We start from the raw sequence: 21678 nt of genomic DNA, 5'->3' as shown, positions 1-21678 counted from the left end.
GCGGGACAGGGCGGTCCCGGGCCCCGCTCCCGGTCTGACACGATGGTCGTATGCGCGCTCGATACGGAGTACCCCTGGGAATCGCGGCGTTCGGCGCCGCCGGTGTGTTGTACGCGGCCGGCTTCGAGGTCCGTTCGTTCCGTCTGCGCCGGGTGACGGTCCCGGTCCTCCCGCCGGGGATGCGCCCGCTGCGCGTGCTCCAGGTCTCCGACATCCACATGGTCGGCGGTCAGCGCAAGAAGCAGCGCTGGCTGCGGTCGCTGGCGGGCCTGCGCCCGGACTTCGTACTCAACACGGGCGACAACCTGTCCGACCCGGAGGGCGTCCCGGAGGTGCTCGACGCGCTCGGCCCGCTGATGGAGTTCCCGGGCGCGTACGTCTTCGGCTCCAACGACTACTACGGCCCGGTCCCCCGCAACCCCGCCCGCTACCTGGTGGAGAAGGCGAGCGGCAAGCACGGCCTGAACGGCAACCCGCCGGCCGTCGGCGTGATCCACAACCCGTGGGAGGACCTGCGGGACGGCTTCGACGGGGCGGGCTGGCTGAACCTGACGAACACCCGCGGTGTCCTGAAGATCGAGGGCGTCTCGGTCGAGCTGACGGGTCTGGACGACCCGCACATCAAGCGCGACCGCTACCCGCAGGTGGCGGGCGGTCCGTCCGGTACGGCGGACTTCTCGATGGGCGTCGTGCACGCCCCGTACCTGCGCGTCCTGGACGCCTTCACCGCCGACGGCTACCCGCTGGTCCTGGCCGGCCACACCCACGGCGGCCAGCTCTGCATCCCCTTCTACGGCGCCCTCGTCACCAACTGCGACCTGGACGCGGACCGGGTGAAGGGCCTGTCGACGCACACGGCGGACGGCCGCACCTCCTACCTCCATGTCTCGGCCGGCTGCGGCACCAACCGCTACACGCCGGTCCGCTTCGCGTGCCCGCCGGAGGCGACGCTGCTGACGCTGGTGGCCCGGGAGTAACCCACCCGGCGTACACCGAAATGCCGGATATGCCCCTCCTCTCTACGTTGAGGGCATGACGGCCCCGATACCCAGGGACATCCCGGACCTCCCCGCGGTCCCGGGCACGCCCGTACTGATGCCCGCATACGTTCCGGCGACGGCGGTGGTGGCCCCGATCCGCCGCCCCGTCACCGCCGTGTTCCGCCTGGTGACCGCCGCGCTGGCCGCGGCGGGCGTGGCCCTGGAGCTGCTGCTGGGCAGCCCGGGCCGGATCATGAGCTACTTCGGAGTCCAGGCGGCGCTGCTCCTGGTCCTGGTCAGCCTCGCCTCGGCCCGCCGCGCCTGGCAGGCGGCCCGCCCCCTGTCCTCGTCCCTGACCGGCGCGGCACTTCTCTACGCGCTGATCTCGGCCCTGGTCTACCACCTGCTCCTCGGCCACACGACGCCCCCGTTCTCCATGCCGGGCGCCGCACACCCTCCGGTGCCCTGGCACCCCCAGTGGCTGGCCCTGCAACTCCTCTATACGGCGGCCCCCGCAGCGGCCCTGGTGGACTGGCTCTTCCTCACGCCCCCCGCCCGCCTCCACCTCCGCCAGACGGCCGGCTGGATGCTCTGCCCCCTGGCCTACCTGGCCTTCTACCTCACCCGAGCCGAACTGCTCCTGCCCGGCACGCCCGGCCGCTACCTCTACCCCTTCCTCGACGCCGAGCAGCACACCTACCGCGCCACCCTCGCCAACGCCCTCCTCCTCGGCCTCTCCTTCTACGCCCTGGCGGTCCTCCTCGTAGCCCTCGACCACACCCGCCCGAACCCCGTCGGCCGCCGCCCCTAAACCGGATTTCGTCTCCGGCCACCAGTGGGCTAAAGTAAACGACGTCGCCGCAACAAGCAGTACAGCAGCGACACCGGGGTGTAGCGCAGCTTGGCAGCGCGCTTCGTTCGGGACGAAGAGGTCGTGGGTTCAAATCCCGCCACCCCGACAGCCAAAAGAGCAGGTCAGGCCCGTTGCTGAGGGATCAGCAACGGGCCTGATTTGCTTTGCGGCCCCGTTTTGGGAGCCATTTGGGAGCCGACTTCGAGGAGCGGCTCCCCGGCGGCTCCCAGCGAGAGATGTTCCGCCTCCGAGTGCGCCGCGCGCTCCGCAGGAGTCCTCCCCACAGCTTGTGCCGAGGAGACAACAAACGGTACGACGATCGACATGCACCGATGGTCTCCGTTAAATGACCGGCAGCTCGCACTCCTCACCCGCATCGGGGGCGGAGCCGACCCCGTGACGTCGGACAGCCCCGAGTTCGCTCTCACCGCCCGCGCGCTGAAGGAGCGGCGCCTGATCACCATGCCCAAGCAGGATGGGAAGTGGCAAGCGGAGATCACTGACGCGGGGCGCTTCTACCTGGAACACGGCCATCACCCGGACCGGCCGGAACCAACTCAGCGCAGGCAACGGTCAACGGACTCCGACCAGCGAGCACGACCGGCCCCGCCACCACAGAAGCAAGTCACGGCCCCGTCCCGGGTCTGATGCAGGTTGGGGTGACAGGTTGACCTGCCCCACCGTTTGGGCTCCAGGCTCGGTGGCTAACCGGCAGCTGGGGTGGTGTCGTTCTCGGAGAGTAGTTCGTACTCGATGGGGGCGCGGTAGCCCAGTGCCGAGTGTCGTCTCTGGCGGTTGTAGAAGATCTCGATGAACTCGAAGATCGCGTTGGCCAGTTCGACCCGGGTCTTCCAGCGTTTGCGGTTGAGCAGCTCGATCTGCATCGAGGACCAGAACGACTCCATCATCGCGTTGTCCAGGCCGTCCCCGACGGTGCCGAACGACGGCAGGAGGCCGGCGGAGCGGATCCGCTCCCCGAAGACCCAGGAGGTGAACTGGGTGCCGTGATCGGCGTGAACGATCCCGCCCGGCTCGGGGCGGCGGTTGCGGATGGCCATGTCCAGCGCGTTGACCACGAGGGTGGAGTCCTGCCGTGAGTCGATGGACCAGCCCACGATCCTGCGGCTGAACGCGTCCAGGACCGCCGCGCAGTACACCCACCCTTCCCTGGTGCGGTGCTGGGTGATGTCGGTGACCCACAGCTCGTCGGGACGCAGCCGATGGAACTTGCGATTGACCAGGTCCTCGGCGGTGACGATGCCACGCAGCCGCTTGATGCGCACCGGTCCGGGCAGTCCGTGGATCCCGGCCTGTGTCATCAGTACCGACACGGTCCTGGAGCAGACCCGGATGCCCATGCCCAGGGTGAGTTCGGCGTGGACGCGGCGGTAGCCGTAGGTGCCGCGGGAAGCGACGTGGACCTCTCGGATCAGCCCGGTCAGCCAGTCCCGCCGTAGCCGCCGTGGAGTGGTCGGTGTGCGCTTGTGCTTGTAGTAGTTCTGCCGGGCGACACCAAGGATCCGGCAGCACCTGTCGACCGGTGCCCCGGCATCGACGAGTCGGTCGATCACCGGGTAGAGCCTTTTGGGCGGGGCTTGTCCTCGCCGAGGAACTTCGCCGTCTGCCGGACGATCGCCAGCTCGGTTTCCAGCTCTCGGATCCGCCGACGCGCGGCCCGCAACTCAGCAGACTCGCTCGACGGGGTTCCCGGTCGCCGCCCGTTGTCGATGTCGTCCTGCCGCAACCACTTCGACAACGTGACGGGATGGATGCCGAGCTCCACCGCTGTCTGTCTGGCCTGCTTGCCGGCGCGGATCAGCGCGATGGCGCGCGCCCGGAACTCCGGAGGATAGGGACGAGGCATGACTGCCAGCCTTCCGTGAAGGGCTGTCAGTTAGCCACCAGAACTGGAACCCCAGAGGTGAGGCAGGTCAAGATGTCACCCGATCGTGCGGCAGACCCGACGGGTACCTCGCACTGGAGGCCGGCGCGACGCACCTCGCCAGCTACCAACCGATGCTCGTGCCAGGGCTGCTCCAGACCGAGGACTACGCACGTGCCGTGATCTCCCAGATGAGGAAGGACCTGTCCCCGCCGCAAGTCGAGTCCCTGGTCAGGGTCCGCCTGGAGCGGCAGAACAGCCGCCTGGGTGGCGAGGCCCCCGCCAGACTCTGGGCGATCCTCGACGAAGCCGTGCTCCGCAGGACGGTCGGCTCTGCAGAAGTGATGCGCGACCAGCTACAGAAACTGGTGGAGGCGAGCGAACAGTCGAACGTCACCGTGCAGCTGCTGCCCTTCTCACTCGGCGCGCATCCCGGGCTGTACGGCCCGTTCGTCATCTTGGCCTTCCCGCAATCCCACGCCGGACCTGGTGTGGCTGGAGAACCCCAAGAACTCCGTGTATCTGGAGTCCCCTGAGGACGTGGACAACTACACGGACATCTTCGATCAGTTGAGGGAAAGCGCCCTCGACCCGTCGGAGACCCGCACCCGCATCGCACGCATCAGCAAGGAGCTCGAAGAGTGAGCACGCCCAGCACAGCCGCCTCGCACAACGTCACAACAGCCTCACACTGCGTCGATCTCGCGCACGCGCAGTGGCGCAGGAGCTCATACAGCGGGGGTGCGAACGACTGTGTGGAAGTTGCGGAACTGGGCGAGCGAGCCGCAGTGCGCGACTCCAAGGACATCAGCCGTGGGCCGTTGCTCTTCTCGATGGCGGCGATGCGTGCGCTGGTCACCGGAATCGCTAGCGGATCCAACAGTGAGCATTGGGGCTGAGGAAAAAGACACTCCCCTCGGACAGAATCAGCCCGTTGCAGGCTCAGCAGGCAAGGTCAACAGCAGAAGCGGCGTAGTCGTCCTCAAGCAGCCCGGGAGCGTCGTCCTTCGCATGCAAAACGTCAGCGTCGAAGAGCCTGGAGGTCAGCGCCTCGGTCAGAGGCGGAGGTACGGCGTTGCCGATGATGACCTGAACCTCGGTGCGAGTCAGCTCGTAGCGAGGCTTGACCCTCTCGTCGACGAACTTGAAATAGTCCGGGAAGCCCTGGATACGCGCGGCCTCATGGGCGGTCAGACATCGGGGGACACCAGGATGGACAAACCGCCCGCGACCCATCGTCGCGAAACCGCTGGTAATGGTCTGAGAAGGACGATCCCACCACAAACGGCCATACATTGAGGTGTAATTATGTTTACCCTGATGACATTCGGGGCGCTCTTCGTTCGGCAGATTGTGCTCGTCGTTCTCGAAGAGATACTTCATACGCCGTTCGTTGTCCGGGTTGGGTACGGCAGCTTCATCGAAGAATGACTTCGGTCGAACGTCGAGCAGGTCGTCGATCGCCCAACGCAGGTCATGAGGCGTGGCCTTGTGGTCTTCGATCTGCAGCAGGTCAGCCGCCGAATACCCAAAAGGCAGCGCGTCTTCGCGGACGGCCAGCAGTATGTGGCGCTTGCGCGTCTGGGCGACCCCGAGTTTGAGTAGGTCGATACGACTAGTGGCGACATCGTATCCAAGCTTCCTAAGGTGAAAGATGGCGCGAGAGACCACCTGCTGCTTGTCATTGACAACGGCCAGCACGTTCTCGATGACGACTACGCTGGGGCGCAGAACCTCTGCGGCGCGAGCCATACGCAGGTACAGCCGGTTCTTGGGATCATCGCGGCGTGTGTGGTTGTTGAGGTTACTGTGCCCCTGACACGGCGGTCCGCCGATCAGGAGCTCCACCTCACCCACCATGGAGAGAGTCTCGTTCTCCCGAGCGGTCAACGAGGCGCCAAGGTCACCGTCGAAGTAGGATTCGACGGTTCCCTGCTGGACGTTGGCCGTGGGAAAGTTAGCCTTGAAGACCTTGGTGGGAGCTGCCTCGAAGTCAACTGCGAGACGAACGTCGAGCGAGACGTCATGCTTGTGGGCTGCCTGGGCAATACCGAGGGTGAGGCCGCCGCAGCCGGCGAAGAGATCCACGACTCGCAGGGAGCCGACACCCTCCTCGAACTTCGGCCGCCGCTTGGCCCGCAAGGGGTACCGCTCACCCACGTGTGACCCCCATCTGCGCTTGCTTGTAGAACCGGCGGAACGAGCGGTAATCGTACTCGATCAAGAGTGGGCACGCGCGGTAGACCGATACCTAAGTGCCGCCTGACGTGCCGATCGCTACGGTTCTACGCCTCTCCTTCCGGCATCACGGGCCCCTGAACGAGCTCATCAACGGCCATCAGATGCCACGCTGTTGCTACCACAGCATCGACAAGGCCGACGTCCCGCGCTTCCTCAACGCGATCGCAGTCAGCATCGAGCGTCGCAGCCAAGCACGACGATCACGGACTCAGGATCCGCGACACAGTTACGCGCTGGCAAACCAGGCGTACTTGGGCGCTCTGACGCGGAATTTGATCTACCGTCAGGAGCGCTGGCAGCTAAAATTCTGTAGCGCTCCGGGCCCGGTCGACAAAGGACAGCAGCATGCCGCTAGAGGTCAACAAACACGTCCAACGGATACGTCGTTACCAGCCGTTCGACGCCGACACCTCTGAGATGATCTACGAGCTGCAGGCAGACTGGACGCAGCCACTGTTCACCGTCGTGACGCTGAACTACCTGCTGAACGCTATCGAGCGACCGACCACGAAGACCATCGTCCTCACCGGGGACGCCGGGCATGGCAAGACGAGCCTGTGTGCCAGCCTTCTGGCCGAGCTGCGGACCGAGGCTGAGACGAACACAGCAGATGTCCGGAAGGCAGTTTTCCGTGAGCTGTCCGAGTCCGGAGACGCCAGCCGCCCTATCGGCCGGACCCGTAGCGGACGCCCGCTGTACATCCTCAAAGATCTCAGCGAACTCAGCCTGCGGGCGGGCGCTCGCAAGCTCGTGGAGCTGCTTGACCCTCCGGACGAGGGCATCGCAGTCATCTGCGCAAACGAGGGCCAGCTACGTAAGTGCGTCGCCGAAGACGACAACCTCAACAAAGACGGCACCGGACACGCCAAGATTCTGGTGGAGACCCTCACGGGAGGCATTGTCCGTGGGCAGGTCAGCGACCCCGATGGCACAGTCACCGTCATCAACCTCAACTACCAGTCCGTAGCGGCAGACAGCCCCAACGGCGGGCTCATCCCTTGGATCCTGAAGCAGTGGACGACGACGCAATGGTCGCGGTGGAAGCCCTGCGAGACCTGTGATGCGCGGAAGGTCTGCCCGATCCTGGCCAACCGCGACGAGCTAAGCGATCTCACCCGCGGGCCTCAGCGCCGAGACGCGATCCGGGACGTGTTCGCCGCGGCCGAGCGCACCGGGGCTGTAGTAACGACCCGTCAGGCGCTGTCGGTGACCAGTTACATGCTCACCGGCGGGCTGTCCTGTGAGAACGTCCATGCCAAGTACCAGCGGTCGCACTCGAACAGGTTGTGGCAGGCTCCCCACTTGTATCACCAGGCGCTCTTCGGCGACCGGATGACCCAGCAACAGCGTCATCTGGTCCCTGCCTTCTTCGCCCTACGAAAGCTGGACCCAGGCAAGGTCTCCCGTCGCCAGGTCGACGACCGGCTGGACCCGGACACGGCCGGCGACTTCCCTCCCGCGGATGCCAGCAGCTACCTGCAGAAGGTCCGTACGAATCGGGACGTCCAGAAACAGGCCGAACACTTGCGGGGCTTGTACACATTCCTGCGACGAGCTGACTTCTTCAACAGCGACGACAACACGGACCGTTTCGCCCGCATGGGTTTGCAGGCTGGCGATGACTTCGTTCTTGTCCAGGACAAGAACCGGGACCCTGCAGACACCAGGGTGAGAGACCGCTTCCTCAAGGGCCTGGAGGCCGTCCAGGGCATCCACCGGGCCGGGAGCAACCCTGACTTCTTCATACTCGACCCCGCCTTCTTCACCCACCGCGCACGCGCGGCCGTGATCTCCCGGCGAGTCCCCAGCAAGGGCGTTGAGGTCGTCGACCAGGTCACTCAGTGGCAAGAGGAAGGCCGCACGGGCGTCGCCCCCGAGATGCAGAATGCCGTCGAGTGGCTCAACCGGGCCATCTACATCCGCATCCCGGCCGTCGACCCTGACAAGGACGCAGTCTCGGTGGAAGCAGACCTTCTGCGCTTCGAGTTGCTGACACGGTGGGCCGCAGGTCTGCGTAGCGAAGTCCAGCACGAGGCAGAGATCCGCGGCCTGAGTGGATCCTTGGCCGAGCTGGCTGACTCCTCAAACAGGGACGACGAGATCCAGGTACTGGTGGGCGACGTCATGAGAAAGCTCATGATCGACGTCGGCGACAAGATCAGGTCGGTGCGTGCGTGATGGCTGATCGTTCCAAGGCAGAGGTCGTCCTTCGTCTCTTCGGGGTGAATCTCGAACAGCAGGGCCGCGGTTTCTACGTCCCGCTTGAGATGCTCGCGATCGCCCGTGGCGTCTACCTGGCACATCAGGAAGACCCGGAGAAGTTCGCAGGGCTCCTAGACAACGGAGCCGACACAGCTTACAAAAGGACCTCGCACGACCTGGCCCGGCGGATCGCGACCAAGGCCCGCATCGTCGAGGGCGACGAGGAACTCAGCAAGGCCGTCGAGCTGGACTCTCCCGAGACGATGGAAACGCTCCACGCCCTATTCTCATCACTACTGGTCGAGATCCCCGGGCGTCGTAGCCAGCCCAGTTGGTTCGGCGCGCACATCTACCCGTTCGTCGGTGAGCTCATCCACTACGACGCAGTCGACCGGCGAATCAAGCAAAGCGATGCCTCTCCCAAGAGGAGCGCAAAGAAGCGCAAGCAGGCCGACAAGGTCACTGCTGGCATTAATGCTCCGAGCATCGAGCGCTACCTCTTCCGCGATGGTGGCAGCTGGGCCTACAAGGTCCTACGCAGCGACTCTGATCCTGACCGCAAGGAAGCGACCCGACAGGGCCTGCACGACCTCGTGCAGGACAGCGGCACCCCGCTGGGCAACCTTGCCAAGGCCCTTAGCGCGCACGACTTCGACTACGACGAAGTGCCTGTGGAAGACTCAGACGCAGGAATCAAGCTGCGCGAGGATCTCAGCCCGTGGCCTGATCTGCTGAGGGAAGGGGCTCGCAACATCGTCGCTCGGACTTCGACAGTCCCCAGGGCCAAGCGCACCGAGAGCCTCATGCACTGGGTCCCCTACTGCTTGGCACGCCACCAGTTGCAACTCGCACGCCGGAAGCTCGGGGCTACCGACCGCGAGTCGATCCTGTTGGACTTCGGCAACGAGGCAACCCCGCTGCGCAGAGAGTCGCAGAAGAACCTCACCGGCTTCCGCAATGACATCGTCAACGCGATCAACGTCCAGGCTCGGGAAATGATCGACGAAATCGAAGCCGAGGACGACGAGGCCAGGAAGCGCCGCTACGAAAGATTCACCAAGGAGGCCGGCAACGCGGTCGCCTCGCCCCGAGCGTTCTTCAGCGAGACCCTCGCTGCTGTGGGAGCCCTGAACGCGACGGTCGGGCGCCGGCACTTCACCATGAAGCCCCCGATGCTTGAGGGCTTGGTATCTGCCACCGTCCCGCAGGGCACGGAGATGGAGTTCGACCAGTTCTGCGCGCTGCTGTACGAGAAGTACGGGCTCGTAGTGGAGAACAAGGTCGCGGCCGCGAGCCCGTTGGCCTATGAGGTCGACCCATCGGTCCTTGACCACAACGGCAAGGCGTTCCGGGAGAAGCTGGCCGCTATCGGTCTGCTCACGCAATATTCAGATGCAACCAGTATGGTTCGAGGGGAGCCCCGGTGACCGACAGCAGCATCCGAGCGCTCGGTCGGTTCGTCGCCGACGAAGCACTCCGCAAGGTCACTGAGATCAGCGGAGCTCGTGCCGTCCTGCGAGTCAGCGGGTTCGACCGGCAGACCGTGGCCGAGGCTCTCCGTCGCACGGCCCAGAAGCTGTCGGAGTCGCCGGACCGTCAGGTTGTCGTCAAGGTCGGCACCTCAGAGCCAATCGAAGGCGTACCGGTTGATTACCTGCTGGATCCGCAGGACCAGCTGACCAAGTGGCGGAATTCGGGGCAGGGTACGGCGGTGTTGCTCTTCGAGTGGGGGCAGTCTCCGGACGCACAGGGGTTGGCGGCCATGAATGCCCTTGACGATGCCACGATCCTGGGCGACTACCACGACGCCTCCGGCGAGCGCGGATTCGACAGGTTCATGGCAGAAGCATGGCGGGAGGCGGGTGGCATCGGCACCGTTCCCGCCCTGATGGTCACCTTTCTGCCGGAAATCTGGCGTGCCATCACCGATGAGGAGCCCCGGTCCTTGCACCGCTGGGCGGCCTTCCTGGTCGAGACCGCGCAGAAGGTCGCAGCAACTCAGGTTCGCACCCCTGACATGATCTACCCCGAGATCTCTGCAGCCCTGCCCGCTCTTGACCTCTTCCCGGACCAAGGACTCTTCATCAAGCCCGCCGCGCTGCCCGCCCGGATCAAGAAGAACGTCTCGGTCAGTGCCTTCAAGCAGCCCACCGGCAAGGAGATCACCGAGGACGACCTGCTAGACCGCATCACCACGACCGAGTTCAGCGAGGAGTCCCTGGACCACGTCGGTACGGACTCCGAGACTGCCAAAACGCGTATGCGCAGCCTCATACTGAACCTCAATCGCAGTGGTTCTACTCCGCAGGATCCTCGTCAGCTGCGCCGCGAGCAGGACCTGACCCTCTGGCTTGAAGTCTTCGAGCAGAAGTCCAAGAAGATCGGCCTAGGCCAGCAGGTCCGGCAGGAGATCGAGAGGACCGACGCAGATCGAGTCGACGAGTTCGACGCCATGGTGATCGAAGACGCGCTAGACCGCGGAGACCAGGAAGCTGCACAGCGCTTTCTTGACGAGGCTCCCGTCGGTGGGGCCGAACCACTGGCCGACCTGCTGTCCAAGCGGTCGCGCCGCAAAGTCGAGAAGCTTGCCTTCCCAGACTCTCAGTTCGTCCAGGACCCATTGCGTGCCCTGTTGCGCGAGCTGACCTACTTCTCCGACGAAGAGGAAGGCTCCGTCGTCGTCGGGCTTGAAGGCAACCAGGAAGCAGGGCGGTGGAGCCGCTGGCTATTCGCTTTCCTGTACGCACGCACCCTGCGTGATGTCCAGGACTCCACCGGTCTTCGCCTGACGTTGGAGGTCAAGGACGGCCTGCTGGACCTGACCAAGCCGCCCCTGCCGGAGGAGGACGAGCCCTTTGATCCGAATACCGAGTGGTCCCCGCTGCGCATCCTGGTCGAGATGGACGGCGCCGCCCAGAGACGCTTTCGCTGGGACCCCCTGGGCATCCCCGGGCAGATCGCACTCGCGGCCCTCATCCACGGCTGGCGAACCTCCCCTGGCCATGCCAGCAATCTGACCTTCGACACCTTCCTTGAGAAGTTCAATGACCCCCGGCAGTGGCAGGTCGACGAACCTGCGCCTGTCCCCACATCACATTTCGCCGGTCAGCTGGAGCGCCTCAAGCTGGAGCACTTTGGGCGGTTCTCCGACGGGCTTGACGCCGGGAACATCAACGATTACGTACGCGAGTGGGAAGGCATATTCCGCGAAGCTCGCACCACCCTGGTTCCCGACAACGCTCCAAACGCAGACCTTGAGGCCGTCGTCCTGACCGATGTCGTCGGGCTGGCCGATCACCGCATGATGATGCTGGCCACCCACCCGCTGAAGCTGCGCTGGCTGGGAAAGAACTACGCGGAGGCCGCCGGCAGCATCGAGACCGCCCTGAACAAGGAGGGAGGTCTGAGCCTCAACCAGGAGAACGAGGACCTCTTCTTCGACGCCATCGACCGTATCTCCCCACATGGAACACCGGCAGTCCTCGTCGGGCCCGGCGGCACCATCGCCATTCCGATGCGGGAATCGGCTGGGCACGAGGAGTACGCGCCGGTCCGCTACGGCGGCAACGAGTCCAAGGACTGGCTCTCCAGCGTCGACGAGACCGCGATCGACGAGATGGTCCGGGTCATCACCGACTACCTGACGACCTACCCCCACAAGCTCGACGGCCTACGTGTACTGCTTCTGGACCGCAACGGCGACCCTGTCCTGCCCATGCGAGTGGCAAAGCAGATGCGGGCCAAGAACCCTCGTCTGAAGGTTGATCTGGTCGTGCTGGCTCCCCAGGCCACGCATCACGAGATCATTCAAGGTTTCGACCTGCAGTTCTCCGGTGCGGAGATGTCCGAGGACAGTTTCCTGCCCGACGTCCAACTCATCCTGCAGGCATGGGAGCCCGATCAGGAAGCAGACCTGTCAGGGCTAGTAGACACCATCGACCTCGCCCTGGCTCCGGCACTGTTCGGCACGCAGACCAGTATCAAGGAGAGCACCAAGAAGGAGTCCTTGTCGGGCTCCTTCAACCCCTGGAAGCATCCAGCCTCCCACAACCTGGCTCAGACCAGCGAGAACGTCGTGAGAGCACTGTTGCCCGAGACCGCCGACGAGACTCTTGAGTCCTGGTCAACCTTGTGCGTGCGCTACGACCGCCGTTCCCCGGTCTCCCGGGAGAGTGTCGACGGCATCGACTACTTCGAGATGCAGGTGCAGTTCGACCAGCACCAGGACTTGTTCGCCACTCTGCACCGCGTGGCTCACTGGGTCGTCACCCTCGACAGCTTCATCGGCCGTGAGCAGATCGATGCCCTGCGCAACCGCCCTGACGTCATCCTCGTCAAGCCCAGTGTCGGCAAGAACGAGTCCTACACCCTCATTGTCAGCTCGCAGACTGGTCGGCAGTTCGTCGTTCAGCGACTACGGCGCCGCCTGGAGCAGATCGGCGTCGTCACCCCGCAGGACTCCGAAGGCACCGCTAAGCGGATCTACGAGGTCGGCCGCAATGTGGCTCCTGGCGCCGTGCTGCGTTCCCTCGGTATTGGCACCACGGTCAACGAAGTCGTCGGCTTGGTCGCCACACGGTTTGTCATCGACCAGCAGTTTCCCGTAACTCGGCAGGGCACGAGCCTGGTCACCTGGATCAGCTTCGACGAGCACCACCGCTGGTTCGGCCGCGGACACAAAACCCGCGCCGATCTGGGCCGGTTCGTGCTGACCATCCAGGACGACGGCACAGTTCGCCTGGATGTCCTGGTCGCCGAGTCCAAGTTCCGCCAGACCTTCGACGTCGGTTCGGCTGAGGAACAGCTCAACCGCACCACCGACCTGTGCGACGATGCCTTCCGCTCGGACGGCGAGGCTCGCCACGACCGCCCCTTCTGGCTGGACGAGCTTGCCGCCGCGATCGCTCAGACCAGTGGCAACGCCCTGCCAGCCGCAGACCTTCCAGCTCGCACCTTGATCGGCAATGACGACCACCGTCAGGTCGAGGCGAAGGTCCTTGACGCCCTACGCTCCGAGGATGTCCAGCTCGGCCAAGTCACCGGCGTTGCTGTGGCCATCTCAGCAGAGGACGACCAGCCGGCACCCACAGTCGGAAGCCTCGGCAAGCACACCCTGGTAAGGCTGAACAAGCACGAACTGCTGACCCTCATCGGTGCTCTGCGCGCCAACCAGGACCCCACCACTGCCGACCCCCTTGTTATCTCTGGGGACCTCAGTGGGACCGTGAAGGTCCCCGACACTGTCGTCAAGACCCCCTCAGCAGGAATTCCCGCCCAACTGCCCATTTCGGTAGAATCAACGGTACCTGTCGCGGCTGTCGGAGCGACTGTTCCGACAACCGTGCCGAGACCGGTAGTTGCGCATCACCCTGCCGCAGAGGTAGACCCTGCTCCTCCGAAAGCCCGCCACGGTGGGCTTCCCGAGGAGGAGTTGAGGCTTCGATACGACAAGGTCGTCGACGTCTTCGCCCGCCACAAGGTCGCGGTCACCGCCCCAGAAGTCGGCAAGTGGCAGCAAGGACCTGGCTTCTACATCTTCCGGTTTATCCCCAGTCCTGGGGTCACCGTGGACAAGCTGACCAACCGACGCGACGAGATCTTTCTGGCCCTGGCACTGCCCTCCGGGTTCAGCATTCGCACCCGCAGCGACCGCGGCTCCGTGCTCTTCGAGATCCCCAAGATCGACGACGAGAAGTACGGGGTCGACGCCAAGGCGCTATGGCAGCGGTGCCCGGCCGATCCCGAGAGCCTCATCGCCCCGCTGGGCGCCGACATCGAAGGCAACCCGGTCACCATCGACTTGTCCTCCGCGGACTCACCGCATTTGCTGGTGGCCGGCACCACCGGATCAGGAAAGTCCGTCGCCCTGGACACGATCCTCAAGGGCTTGGTCCGGTACGACAAGAGCACCCTGCGACTCCGCCTCGTCGATCCCAAGGGCACCGAGCTTGTCGACTTCGAGGAGGACCCTCACCTTGATGGCGTGATCGGTATGGACGCCGCCGACGCCATCGAGATCCTTGAGGAAACCGTCGAAGAGATGGCCGTGCGCTACAAGGACATGAAGGCGATCCGCACGCGCAAGCTCGTCGAGTACAACGCCAAGGTCGACAAAGCAGACCGAAAGCCCTGGATCGTCATCGTCCTGGACGAGTACGCCGACCTCACCAGTGATCCCGAAGAGAAGAAGAAAATCGAAGCGCTGCTCAAGCGCCTGACGCAGAAGGCTCGCGCCGCGGGCATCCACGTCATCGCCGCCACGCAGCGTCCGAGCGCGGACGTGATCTCGACGACCATCCGCTCCAACTTCCCCGCCCAACTCGCCCTGCGGGTCAAGACCGCGACCGACAGCCGCATCATCCTGGACGAGACCGGGGCCGAAGCTCTGGCCGGACAGGGCGACGCCTTTCTGCACACGGCCAAGGGCACCATACGACTGCAGGTGGCCTACGACGGGGTTTGACTTGACCCCTTTCCGTGCCTGATCAGTCCAATAGCAGATCGGAGGTACCGCGCACAGCGCGGCAGCGCCGACCGGTCACCGTCGCCCCGCTCCGCCTTGCCTCGCCACCGGGGCCGCGCGGTCGCCCGTCCGCGCTCACAAGGGGCGGAGACCAGGGTAAGAGTGAGACAGCCCAGCTGAGATCAGGGCCAAAAATCGGGCGCTAACGGGCAGGCCCACAATCCTGTCCGATTCACGGACTCACGTAATGGGCTCTGATCACTCGTGCCAAAGCAGGTCCAGCCCAAAGCCGCTCCGCAGACCTTTCGTTAACGAGGGAATTGACCCACTATTCCAGAAAATCAAGGGAACTCATCGTCAAATAGACCTCGCCATCAATATATTCTGGATCGACATCGGACTCCTCATCGCTCCCTTCGAAGTCCTCCGCCTCTTCCGGGATCCAACCTTCCAACAAGGCTGCCGCACTCGGCCACTTATGCTGCCAAAGCTCGCCATATCGCAGAATGTACTGAAGACCGTGATCGATCATATCCGAGTCCACATCATCCGGGTCACGGGCGTATTGATCCAACAACCCTTCAAACATTTCATCGGCTTGTCGGCACAGGTCCTCTCGAATTCTAGCGTCTACGAATTCTGAAAGATCCATGGCATGGCCAGCTGCCACGAATAGGCCACAGTCACTTCGATTCCTGTTGAACAGAGAAGTGAGTCCCTCCAACCTCACCACATCATGAAGCTGCCTGATCCTGCGGTTCGCGGATCCGCGCGTTATTCGAATCAGGGTAGTTATGTCACCAGCCGAACCACCGTAGACGAATCCTGGTTGGTTAAGCCTCCGCACTGCCCATTCTTCAATTTTCGGGACATGCATTGAGCCTGCGATCCCCAGGCAGAGTGCAGCTCTGCCTACCCTGGAGTGTGTGGCCGTCTCATCACGCTCCAATGTCGCCATTGCCGCTTGTTCGACGTCCGCTTGAAACGGAATGAGATTCAACCGAGCCGGCAGCTCCACATCCACTGGCACATCACAGTAGGACCAAAGAAGCGCCACCTGATCAAAAGAGTACGGATTCTTTAGCACCTTCATGGCCAGGTCGCTCTCTTCCGAAAATTTCATCAACATGAAGTCGTTCACGGAAGGGTTGCTGAATTCCACGTAGCTGTGGACTCCCTCACCGAACAGGCGGACGAGCGTGCCATTCAGGATTTTCAAGCTGGCTTTAAAATGGGACAAACCGCGATTGGAAAACGTTAGGTATGTATTGCCTAGAGTTGAAACGTCAGCTTTTCCACCAAAGGTAAATAGGAGGTGGAGAACGTCTCTATCACTATCCTTCAATTGGTGGTCAAACACATGCCTCCACAATCCCATAGGGTCGTTAAGAGCTGCTATGACTTGATTACCGGGTTCACCCAGGTCGGGATCGAACGGCATGGAAAGGAGGTCTGCGATAGCCCTTGGATTGAAGCTCTTATGCCTAATGATCGGGCGATAGACCTCTGGGTGAGAGAAAACCCGCTTTGCAGACTTCGGCCATTCCGACCAGTAGACATGGTTGTAGAGTATCTGAGCCCTCTCTTCCCGCCCAAGAACGTCTAGATCGACCGTGAACGTGAGGGGGTCGAGATCCCCCCGATCCATACGTTCGTACCTCTGCCGCGCCTGCTGGAGAACGTACTCGCGTGTTGTGCAGACGAATCTTTTAGTTGAATCCTTACGGATTCGCCGGATCAAGGATAGAAGCCTGCTATCTTCATTCTTGTGCAGCTTGTCATCTAGCGAAGTCTGGCCGAGGAAATCATCGTAGATGAAAATCTGCGACTCACCGTCATGCCAGACTCGGTAGACGTCTTCCACGTTTTCGGACACTTCGACGACCTCGAATCCGCGATCTGCGTAGTGTGCTGCAATCACCTGAGCCAATGTCGTCTTGCCTACGCCGGGCGGCCCTGACACCAAAACCACATGATTCTGCTCCACGAGGCTCATTGCTTTGCGCAAATTTACACTCGGAACATACGTGCGCAATGTTTCTTTGATGTCATCGGCGAGATGTAGCGAACGCTGGATCACATTCCTTGAGATCATAGCTTCGAGGATCGTGGCATCGTTGAGCCACAGCCTCATGTTCTTGCGAACCACTTCGGGATTATTTTGCAGAAAGGACGTGATCTCGGCAATCCCGTAGATGTCCCCGGTGCTTTGAATGTAGGGCCGAAATCCGTCAAGGATCTTCCTCTTGGCGGCTGGTGTCATTTCGACCGAGGTAGCCAAAATGTAGCGTATCGGCGTTGGTTTCATTCGGTCCAGCTTGGGGAGTTCACTGTCGAACAGGTGTGTAATGAGTTTGGCTCGTCCACTTTTCATCCAGTGCTTGCATTGGATGATGATTGTCTGGTTCGGGGCAAAATATCGGAGATCGATGCCGCCATCTGGGCCACTTGAAAATATCTCAAGCCGCACGCCAAGTAGGCGTTCAAGCATGTCTTTGCAGAGACCTTCGAAGTCCAGGTCAGACAGCTTTTGCAGATCGAGCAGGTCCACGCCTCACCACCCCCAAGGTGTCCCACGCCGCGAAGGAAGATCGTAGTCCTTCGGTACCGCTTCGAGCGGACGAACATGCTCACTCAACTCGGCAGGCCCTGTCTGCCGGTGGTCAGAGCACCAGACGGGCCATCGGTCGCCGACCCACCAGCGTCTTCATACAGATAGTTGGCGTGCCAGACGCCATGGCCTTCGCGGAGGTCACAGCCATGCCGCACGAACCCTGCCCCTGGGCGCTTTCGTTCATAGTGGGTTCCCCCGGCACACCCATAACGACCAGGTCAGGCCGTTTGAGACCGCTCAATGGCGACCGCTGACGACCACTACCGAAAGTCGCTAGCGGGCTAAGCATCAGGTCACCCAATTGGATATGCGACTCTGGTAGACCCATGCCTGAGCTCTTCTCGCTGAACCAGGCGAAGATCAGCTGACCGCTGCCGTCAGCGACGCAGCGGTCAGGAAGTCTTCCTCGGATGCTTCAAGGCTTCGGCTTCCTGCCGCCGAGCGGCCACTGCCTCAATGACAGTGGCGGCACACGCCTCTGGTTTGAGGTGCTCCCAGAAGCGGAGCACCAGCCAGCCGGCCTCCGCGAGGCGGTTGTCCGTGTCCCGGTCTCGCTGAATGTTCCGGCCGATCTTGTCCTCCCAGTACGGCCGGTTCGTCCTGGGCATCACGAAGTGCTCCGGGCAGCCGTGCCAGAAGCAGCCATCGAGGAAGACGGCCACCTTCACAGGGCGGAAGACCATGTCGGCCGAGCGGCGCATCTTCGGGAGCGGCTTTGCAGCCACCCGATAGCGCAGTCCGGCGGCGTGGACAAGCGAGCGGAGGAGCAGCTCGGGTGCAGTATCGCGATTCCGGTTGCCGAGCATGCTCCGTCGGTTCGCGGCCGACGACGCCCACGACCCCTCCGGCGGTGTCCACTGCTCGGCCGGTGCTTCTGGTTGTCTTTGCTCGCTCATATCTCCGGCAGCTTAGGGACAGCCTCCTCCGGGTCGTCCGGTCTGGCGAGGACCCGTTCCTGTCCGTTCAGCTCTATTCTCGGCGCTTTCCGTGGTGGGGACGGGCAGCCGCAAGTCTCGCACTCACCGACTCGCCTGAGCCCGGCACGGGCAACCCAAGCGCTTCGCCGATCCGGCATTGGAGTAGTCCATGCTGATGACGTCGGCGAAGCCGATTCCCGCTGGGAGCCATCTGGGAGACGACCCGCTCCCGAAGACCTCTCCACGCCACCCGGGCCCACCTACCTGACCTGCATAAACACAATCCCAGGCAGGAAAGATCATTAACCGAACCCCATTCGGGACGAAGAGGTCATGGCTTCAAGTTCAGCCACGCTGACAGGCTGGCAGAGAAGCGTCAGGAAGAGGGCAAATCCATTTCAGTGAGGGGCTTACTGGGGCCCTTGGAGCCGCTTGGAATCCTGAGAAACCGACCGCCCAAGGGGCCGGCCTGCACGTAGGCTTGGGTGCCCGGCGTGACGCTGCCGGGGCGTAGGGGGGAAGCAGTGGATCATCTCTTCGCCGTTGCAGGGCGGTCGGCAACACCGATCTCGCCGACCGGGCTAGCCGCGGAGGGGCTCCTCGAACGGCAGCACCTGCAGGAGTGGGTGATCGACAATCCGCAGGTCCTGGGTGAGTCGGTACTCGTGATCACGGCAGAGTTTGACCGGTGGGCCGATATGGACGGGGTGCCGGCACGGGACCGACTGGACGTCCTTGGGCTGGACGCCACCGGGCGCCTCGTGGTGGTCGAGCTGAAGCGGGGGACGGCCGACCGGGATGTACACCTCCAGGCGATCACCTACGCCGCCCTCGTGTCCCGGTTCGACCTCGACACCTTGGCGCAGGCGCACCGCGACTTCCTGACGGGCAGGGGCCAAGCCGTCGAAATGGACGCCTGCAGACAGCGCCTCCTCGACCATGTGGACGGAGACTGGAGTCCGGAGCTGCTCCAGCGCCCCCGGCAGGTGATCATCGCTGCCGACTTCCCCAAGCAAGTAACCCACACCGTCGTATGGCTGTCGGAGATGAACCTCGACATCGACCTCGTCCAGGTGGGTCTGTGGAAGGTGGAGGGCCACCTCGTCGTCGGATTCACCAAGGTCTATCCGACACCGGAAGTGGAGGAGTTCACCCTCGCTCCGGCCCGGATCGAAGCCAAGGCCGCCGCCAAGAAACTGGAGGAGCGCTCAAGGGCCCGTAACGCCGCCCACGTCCTCGTCGCCGCCGGCCTGTTGCCGGATGGGACCAGACTGCGATTGACGCCGAGGCACGGCGCTCCACAATCCATCCGCGAGGCCATCCTTGCCTGGGTGGGCGATGGGGACGGGCGCGCTACAGCCCTCTGGAACAACAACACCGCCAAACCTCTTACCTGGGGTGCCGACGGCATGCTGTACACGCCGACCGGACTCGCCAACCACATCTTCAAGAGCGTGACCGGCCGGTCGCCTGACGGGATACAGGGAACGACCTGGTGGGACGTCGACACCAGCGATGTCCCGAACACGGTCGATGCCGATGAATGGGCGGCGTTGGCAGGGTCCAGCCTCGCGGACCCTGCCAAGCAGCTCAGTGGCGCCCGCAAGGACTGGACGAGCCTCCACACCTTGCTGGGGGCCATTCCGTCCGGGCGGTGGACGACCTACGGCGACGTGGCGTCCGTCATCGGCAGCCACGCCGTTCCCGTCGGCACCCACCTGGCCACCTGCGGCCAGTGCCCCAACGCCTGGCGGGTCCTCACTACGTCCGGTCGCATCAGTGCAGGCTTTCGGTGGACCGATCCGACCCGCACGGACGTACCCGCGGATGTCCTGGCAGGCGAGGGTGTCCGATTCTCCGGTGGAGCTGCCGTTCGGGAAGCCCGCCTGTCGCTGGAGGCACTCCGGAATCTGGTCGACGGCTAACTGCGGTTCCTTCGAACACAGCCCGGGGAAGAACCGTGAACCGACTGGCTACGTCAGACGAACGCTACTGATGCGAGGGGGACATGAACCAGTTCGAACTACGCCGTGTGGAAGGGCAGCTCCGCGAAGCGCTGCAAGACACCGCCCTAAATTGGGTGCTCGACGATGTCGACGCGGCAATCGCCGCAGGAGTACCTGAGGAGAAGATCCTCCGCCGACGCCAGCAACGCCGCGGCGATGACCTCCCTGCCACGAGTCCGGCGGCAGCAGCGGCTCGATACGAAGTCGTGGACCGCAGCATGCTTGGCCTCGGAGAGTACGAGTCTTCACGCAAGGGAGGGACCCTGGTCATCGCCACGCGAGCCATGACAGAGGAAGAACGTGTGCAGCTCCTCCTTGACGCGGTAAAGCGCGTGCTCGTCGACCTGCCTGAAATGGAACTAGAGGTGCTGAAGACGCTCCGGTCTGAGCCCGAAGGCGACACCGGCAGCCGGAGCATGGCCGAGGGGGTCGTGTTCGAGCCGGACGAAAGCGCTCGATCGCGCCGTAGTCGAACTGAGTTCCGGGGAGATCGGGTACCGACTGAGCGACGTGCACGCGTCAGTGAGCTGCTGACCGAAGTGACGAGGGAGGTAGTCAGTTGAGCACTGTCGATGACCTAGTCAACGAGATCAAGAGCCTTCTGGCCGCGGGGGCGGTGTCGTACGACTCCGCTTCGAAGCCGTCCGACGTCTACGAGGGCTTCATCTTCTCCCTGATCGTCGCCACCGCGAGTCGGCATGGCGCCACTGTCACCTACGAAGACGTCTACGGGGCGAAAGCCAGCAACCTTGTCTTCCGGACGGGGCCCGGTCACCTGTACAGCGACAGCCAGCCCTTCACCCACGCCGTGATCGAGTTCGACGGTGCTCCTGCCCTTGAAGTCCACCTCGGCGTCTACGTGACCGGCTCGTCGGGCGTCCTGCATGAGTGCGACGTGTTGGTGCTGCCGGCCGAGGAAGCCGCCCTGAGCCGAGCGCAGGGCATCGCACCACGAGGCAGTCAGAGCGTCCTTATCGTCGAGTGCAAGTACTACGTCTCCAACCTCGGCATCGGCCTCGCACGGAACTTCGAGGGACTGCGCGCCGACATCCGCACCCAGAACGAACTCTTCGTCGCCAACACCAGATCGTCGAGCATCGTGCGGTACCTCGATGCCCGAAAGAGGGGCTTTGAGCCGGACGTAGTACCCAACTCACCGCAGGCAGGCTATCTCCAGGCTGAGATCAGGAAGACCTTCAAGAGCTACCTGAGCAAGCACGCTCCCTCAACGGTGATCTGAGCCCGTCGCACGAGCGTCGCGCACACGGATTCAGCGGTGCCGATGTGGCGGGCGGGGCGGCCCCAGCGGCCGTTGGCTGCGGTCCCCTTGGGAGCCATCTGGAAGCCAACCCGCTCCCCGAAGCCCTTCGAGGCCGCCCGAGACCACGACAGCCCGACGCTCTGAACAGGTAAGACGCCATCTGTACTGGCAAGATCACCAACCGAACCTCGTTCGGGACGAAGAGGTCGTGGGTTCAAATCCCGCCACCCCGACGCTGAAGTACCAGATCAGGGGCCTG

12 protein-coding genes, 1 tRNA gene and 2 pseudogenes are annotated in these 21678 nt (G+C 63.4%); 11 read left to right on the top strand and 4 right to left on the bottom strand.

Translation table 11 applies throughout. The features are described 5' to 3' along the window. Positions 1-50: 50 nt before the first annotated feature. The 3 genes from ACIPSJ_RS19565 (at position 51) to ACIPSJ_RS19555 (ending at position 1939) form a co-directional block, all read left to right on the top strand. Positions 51-977, top strand: coding sequence for a metallophosphoesterase (locus tag ACIPSJ_RS19565; protein ID WP_355712574.1), 927 nt, complete (start codon positions 51-53; stop codon positions 975-977). 55 nt (positions 978-1032) lie between these two features. Further along, entirely contained in the window at positions 1033-1791 is a 759-nt protein-coding gene (locus ACIPSJ_RS19560) for a Pr6Pr family membrane protein (RefSeq protein ID WP_401347224.1), read from the top strand. A 74-nt stretch (positions 1792-1865) separates the two neighbouring features. After that, positions 1866-1939: transfer RNA gene (locus ACIPSJ_RS19555), tRNA-Pro, on the top strand. 598 nt (positions 1940-2537) lie between these two features. On the opposite strand, the pseudogene ACIPSJ_RS19550 reads toward ACIPSJ_RS19555, so the two are convergent. Continuing rightward, positions 2538-3697, bottom strand: a pseudogene (locus tag ACIPSJ_RS19550) (IS3 family transposase). A 152-nt stretch (positions 3698-3849) separates the two neighbouring features. Between ACIPSJ_RS19550 and ACIPSJ_RS19545 the strand changes: the two are divergent. Continuing rightward, a pseudogene (locus ACIPSJ_RS19545) lies at positions 3850-4360 on the top strand (DUF5753 domain-containing protein). Next, positions 4357-4614: a DUF397 domain-containing protein gene (locus ACIPSJ_RS19540; RefSeq protein WP_401347221.1), complete on the top strand. Its 258-nt coding sequence runs from the start codon at positions 4357-4359 to the stop codon at positions 4612-4614. Before ACIPSJ_RS19545 ends, ACIPSJ_RS19540 begins: the two are co-directional and overlap by 4 nt. 43 nt (positions 4615-4657) lie before the next feature. Here ACIPSJ_RS19540 and ACIPSJ_RS19535 read toward each other — a convergent pair whose 3' ends face one another. Further along, positions 4658-5803: a DNA cytosine methyltransferase gene (locus ACIPSJ_RS19535; protein ID WP_401347220.1), complete on the bottom strand. Its 1146-nt coding sequence runs from the start codon at positions 5801-5803 to the stop codon at positions 4658-4660. A gap of 498 nt (positions 5804-6301) precedes the next feature. Between ACIPSJ_RS19535 and ACIPSJ_RS19530 the strand changes: the two genes are divergently transcribed. Genes ACIPSJ_RS19530 through ACIPSJ_RS19520 form a run of 3 tightly spaced genes read left to right on the top strand, consistent with a single transcriptional unit; the run spans position 6302 to position 14621 of the window. Further along, positions 6302-8134, top strand: a complete 1833-nt coding sequence (locus ACIPSJ_RS19530; protein ID WP_401347219.1) for a hypothetical protein — start codon at positions 6302-6304, stop codon at positions 8132-8134. Further along, positions 8134-9585, top strand: a complete 1452-nt coding sequence (locus tag ACIPSJ_RS19525) for a hypothetical protein (RefSeq protein ID WP_401347216.1) — start codon at positions 8134-8136, stop codon at positions 9583-9585. Before ACIPSJ_RS19530 ends, ACIPSJ_RS19525 begins: the two co-directional genes overlap by 1 nt. Continuing rightward, on the top strand, positions 9582-14621 hold the full coding sequence (locus ACIPSJ_RS19520; protein WP_401347214.1) for an FtsK/SpoIIIE domain-containing protein: 5040 nt from the start codon (positions 9582-9584) through the stop codon (positions 14619-14621). Before ACIPSJ_RS19525 ends, ACIPSJ_RS19520 begins: the two co-directional genes overlap by 4 nt. A 328-nt stretch (positions 14622-14949) precedes the next feature. Here the strand turns inward: ACIPSJ_RS19520 and ACIPSJ_RS19515 are convergent, their stop codons facing one another. Together ACIPSJ_RS19515 and ACIPSJ_RS19510 are read right to left on the bottom strand one after the other, a co-directional pair. Next, positions 14950-17172, bottom strand: coding sequence for a restriction endonuclease (locus tag ACIPSJ_RS19515; RefSeq protein ID WP_401347211.1), 2223 nt, complete (start codon positions 17170-17172; stop codon positions 14950-14952). 455 nt (positions 17173-17627) lie between these two features. Further along, on the bottom strand, positions 17628-18131 hold the full coding sequence (locus ACIPSJ_RS19510) for a very short patch repair endonuclease (protein ID WP_401347209.1): 504 nt from the start codon (positions 18129-18131) through the stop codon (positions 17628-17630). Positions 18132-18676: 545 nt separating this feature from the next. On the opposite strand from ACIPSJ_RS19510, the gene ACIPSJ_RS19505 reads away from it, so the two are divergent. From ACIPSJ_RS19505 to ACIPSJ_RS19495, 3 genes are all read left to right on the top strand, one after another. Next, a complete protein-coding gene (locus ACIPSJ_RS19505; RefSeq protein ID WP_401347207.1) occupies positions 18677-20077 on the top strand; it encodes a DNA-binding protein in 1401 nt (466 codons plus the stop codon). Positions 20078-20160: 83 nt separating this feature from the next. Beyond that, entirely contained in the window at positions 20161-20721 is a 561-nt protein-coding gene (locus ACIPSJ_RS19500; RefSeq protein WP_401347206.1) for a hypothetical protein, read from the top strand. Next, the gene (locus tag ACIPSJ_RS19495) at positions 20718-21398 is read left to right on the top strand and encodes a hypothetical protein (RefSeq protein WP_401347203.1); all 681 of its coding nucleotides are present in this window, start codon (positions 20718-20720) and stop codon (positions 21396-21398) included. Before ACIPSJ_RS19500 ends, ACIPSJ_RS19495 begins: the two co-directional genes overlap by 4 nt. The last annotated feature ends 280 nt before the right edge of the window (positions 21399-21678 follow it).

It is taken from the genome of Streptomyces sp. NPDC090088 (assembly GCF_044747345.1).
GTDB lineage: Bacteria > Actinomycetota > Actinomycetes > Streptomycetales > Streptomycetaceae > Streptomyces.
Note: the sequence above shows the minus strand (reverse complement) of the source record. Positions and strands in the feature narration are given on the sequence as shown.

What these genes read in the sequence shown, in the direction of transcription:
- ACIPSJ_RS19525 (WP_401347216.1), top strand. Translation starts at nt 8,134, where the DNA reads ATGGCTGATCGTTCCAAGGCAGAGGTCGTCCTTCGTCTCTTCGGGGTG.
- ACIPSJ_RS19510 (WP_401347209.1), bottom strand. Translation starts at nt 18,131, where the DNA reads ATGAGCGAGCAAAGACAACCAGAAGCACCGGCCGAGCAGTGGACACCG.
- ACIPSJ_RS19560 (WP_401347224.1), top strand. Translation starts at nt 1,033, where the DNA reads ATGACGGCCCCGATACCCAGGGACATCCCGGACCTCCCCGCGGTCCCG.
- ACIPSJ_RS19500 (WP_401347206.1), top strand. Translation starts at nt 20,161, where the DNA reads ATGAACCAGTTCGAACTACGCCGTGTGGAAGGGCAGCTCCGCGAAGCG.
- ACIPSJ_RS19530 (WP_401347219.1), top strand. Translation starts at nt 6,302, where the DNA reads ATGCCGCTAGAGGTCAACAAACACGTCCAACGGATACGTCGTTACCAG.
- ACIPSJ_RS19565 (WP_355712574.1), top strand. Translation starts at nt 51, where the DNA reads ATGCGCGCTCGATACGGAGTACCCCTGGGAATCGCGGCGTTCGGCGCC.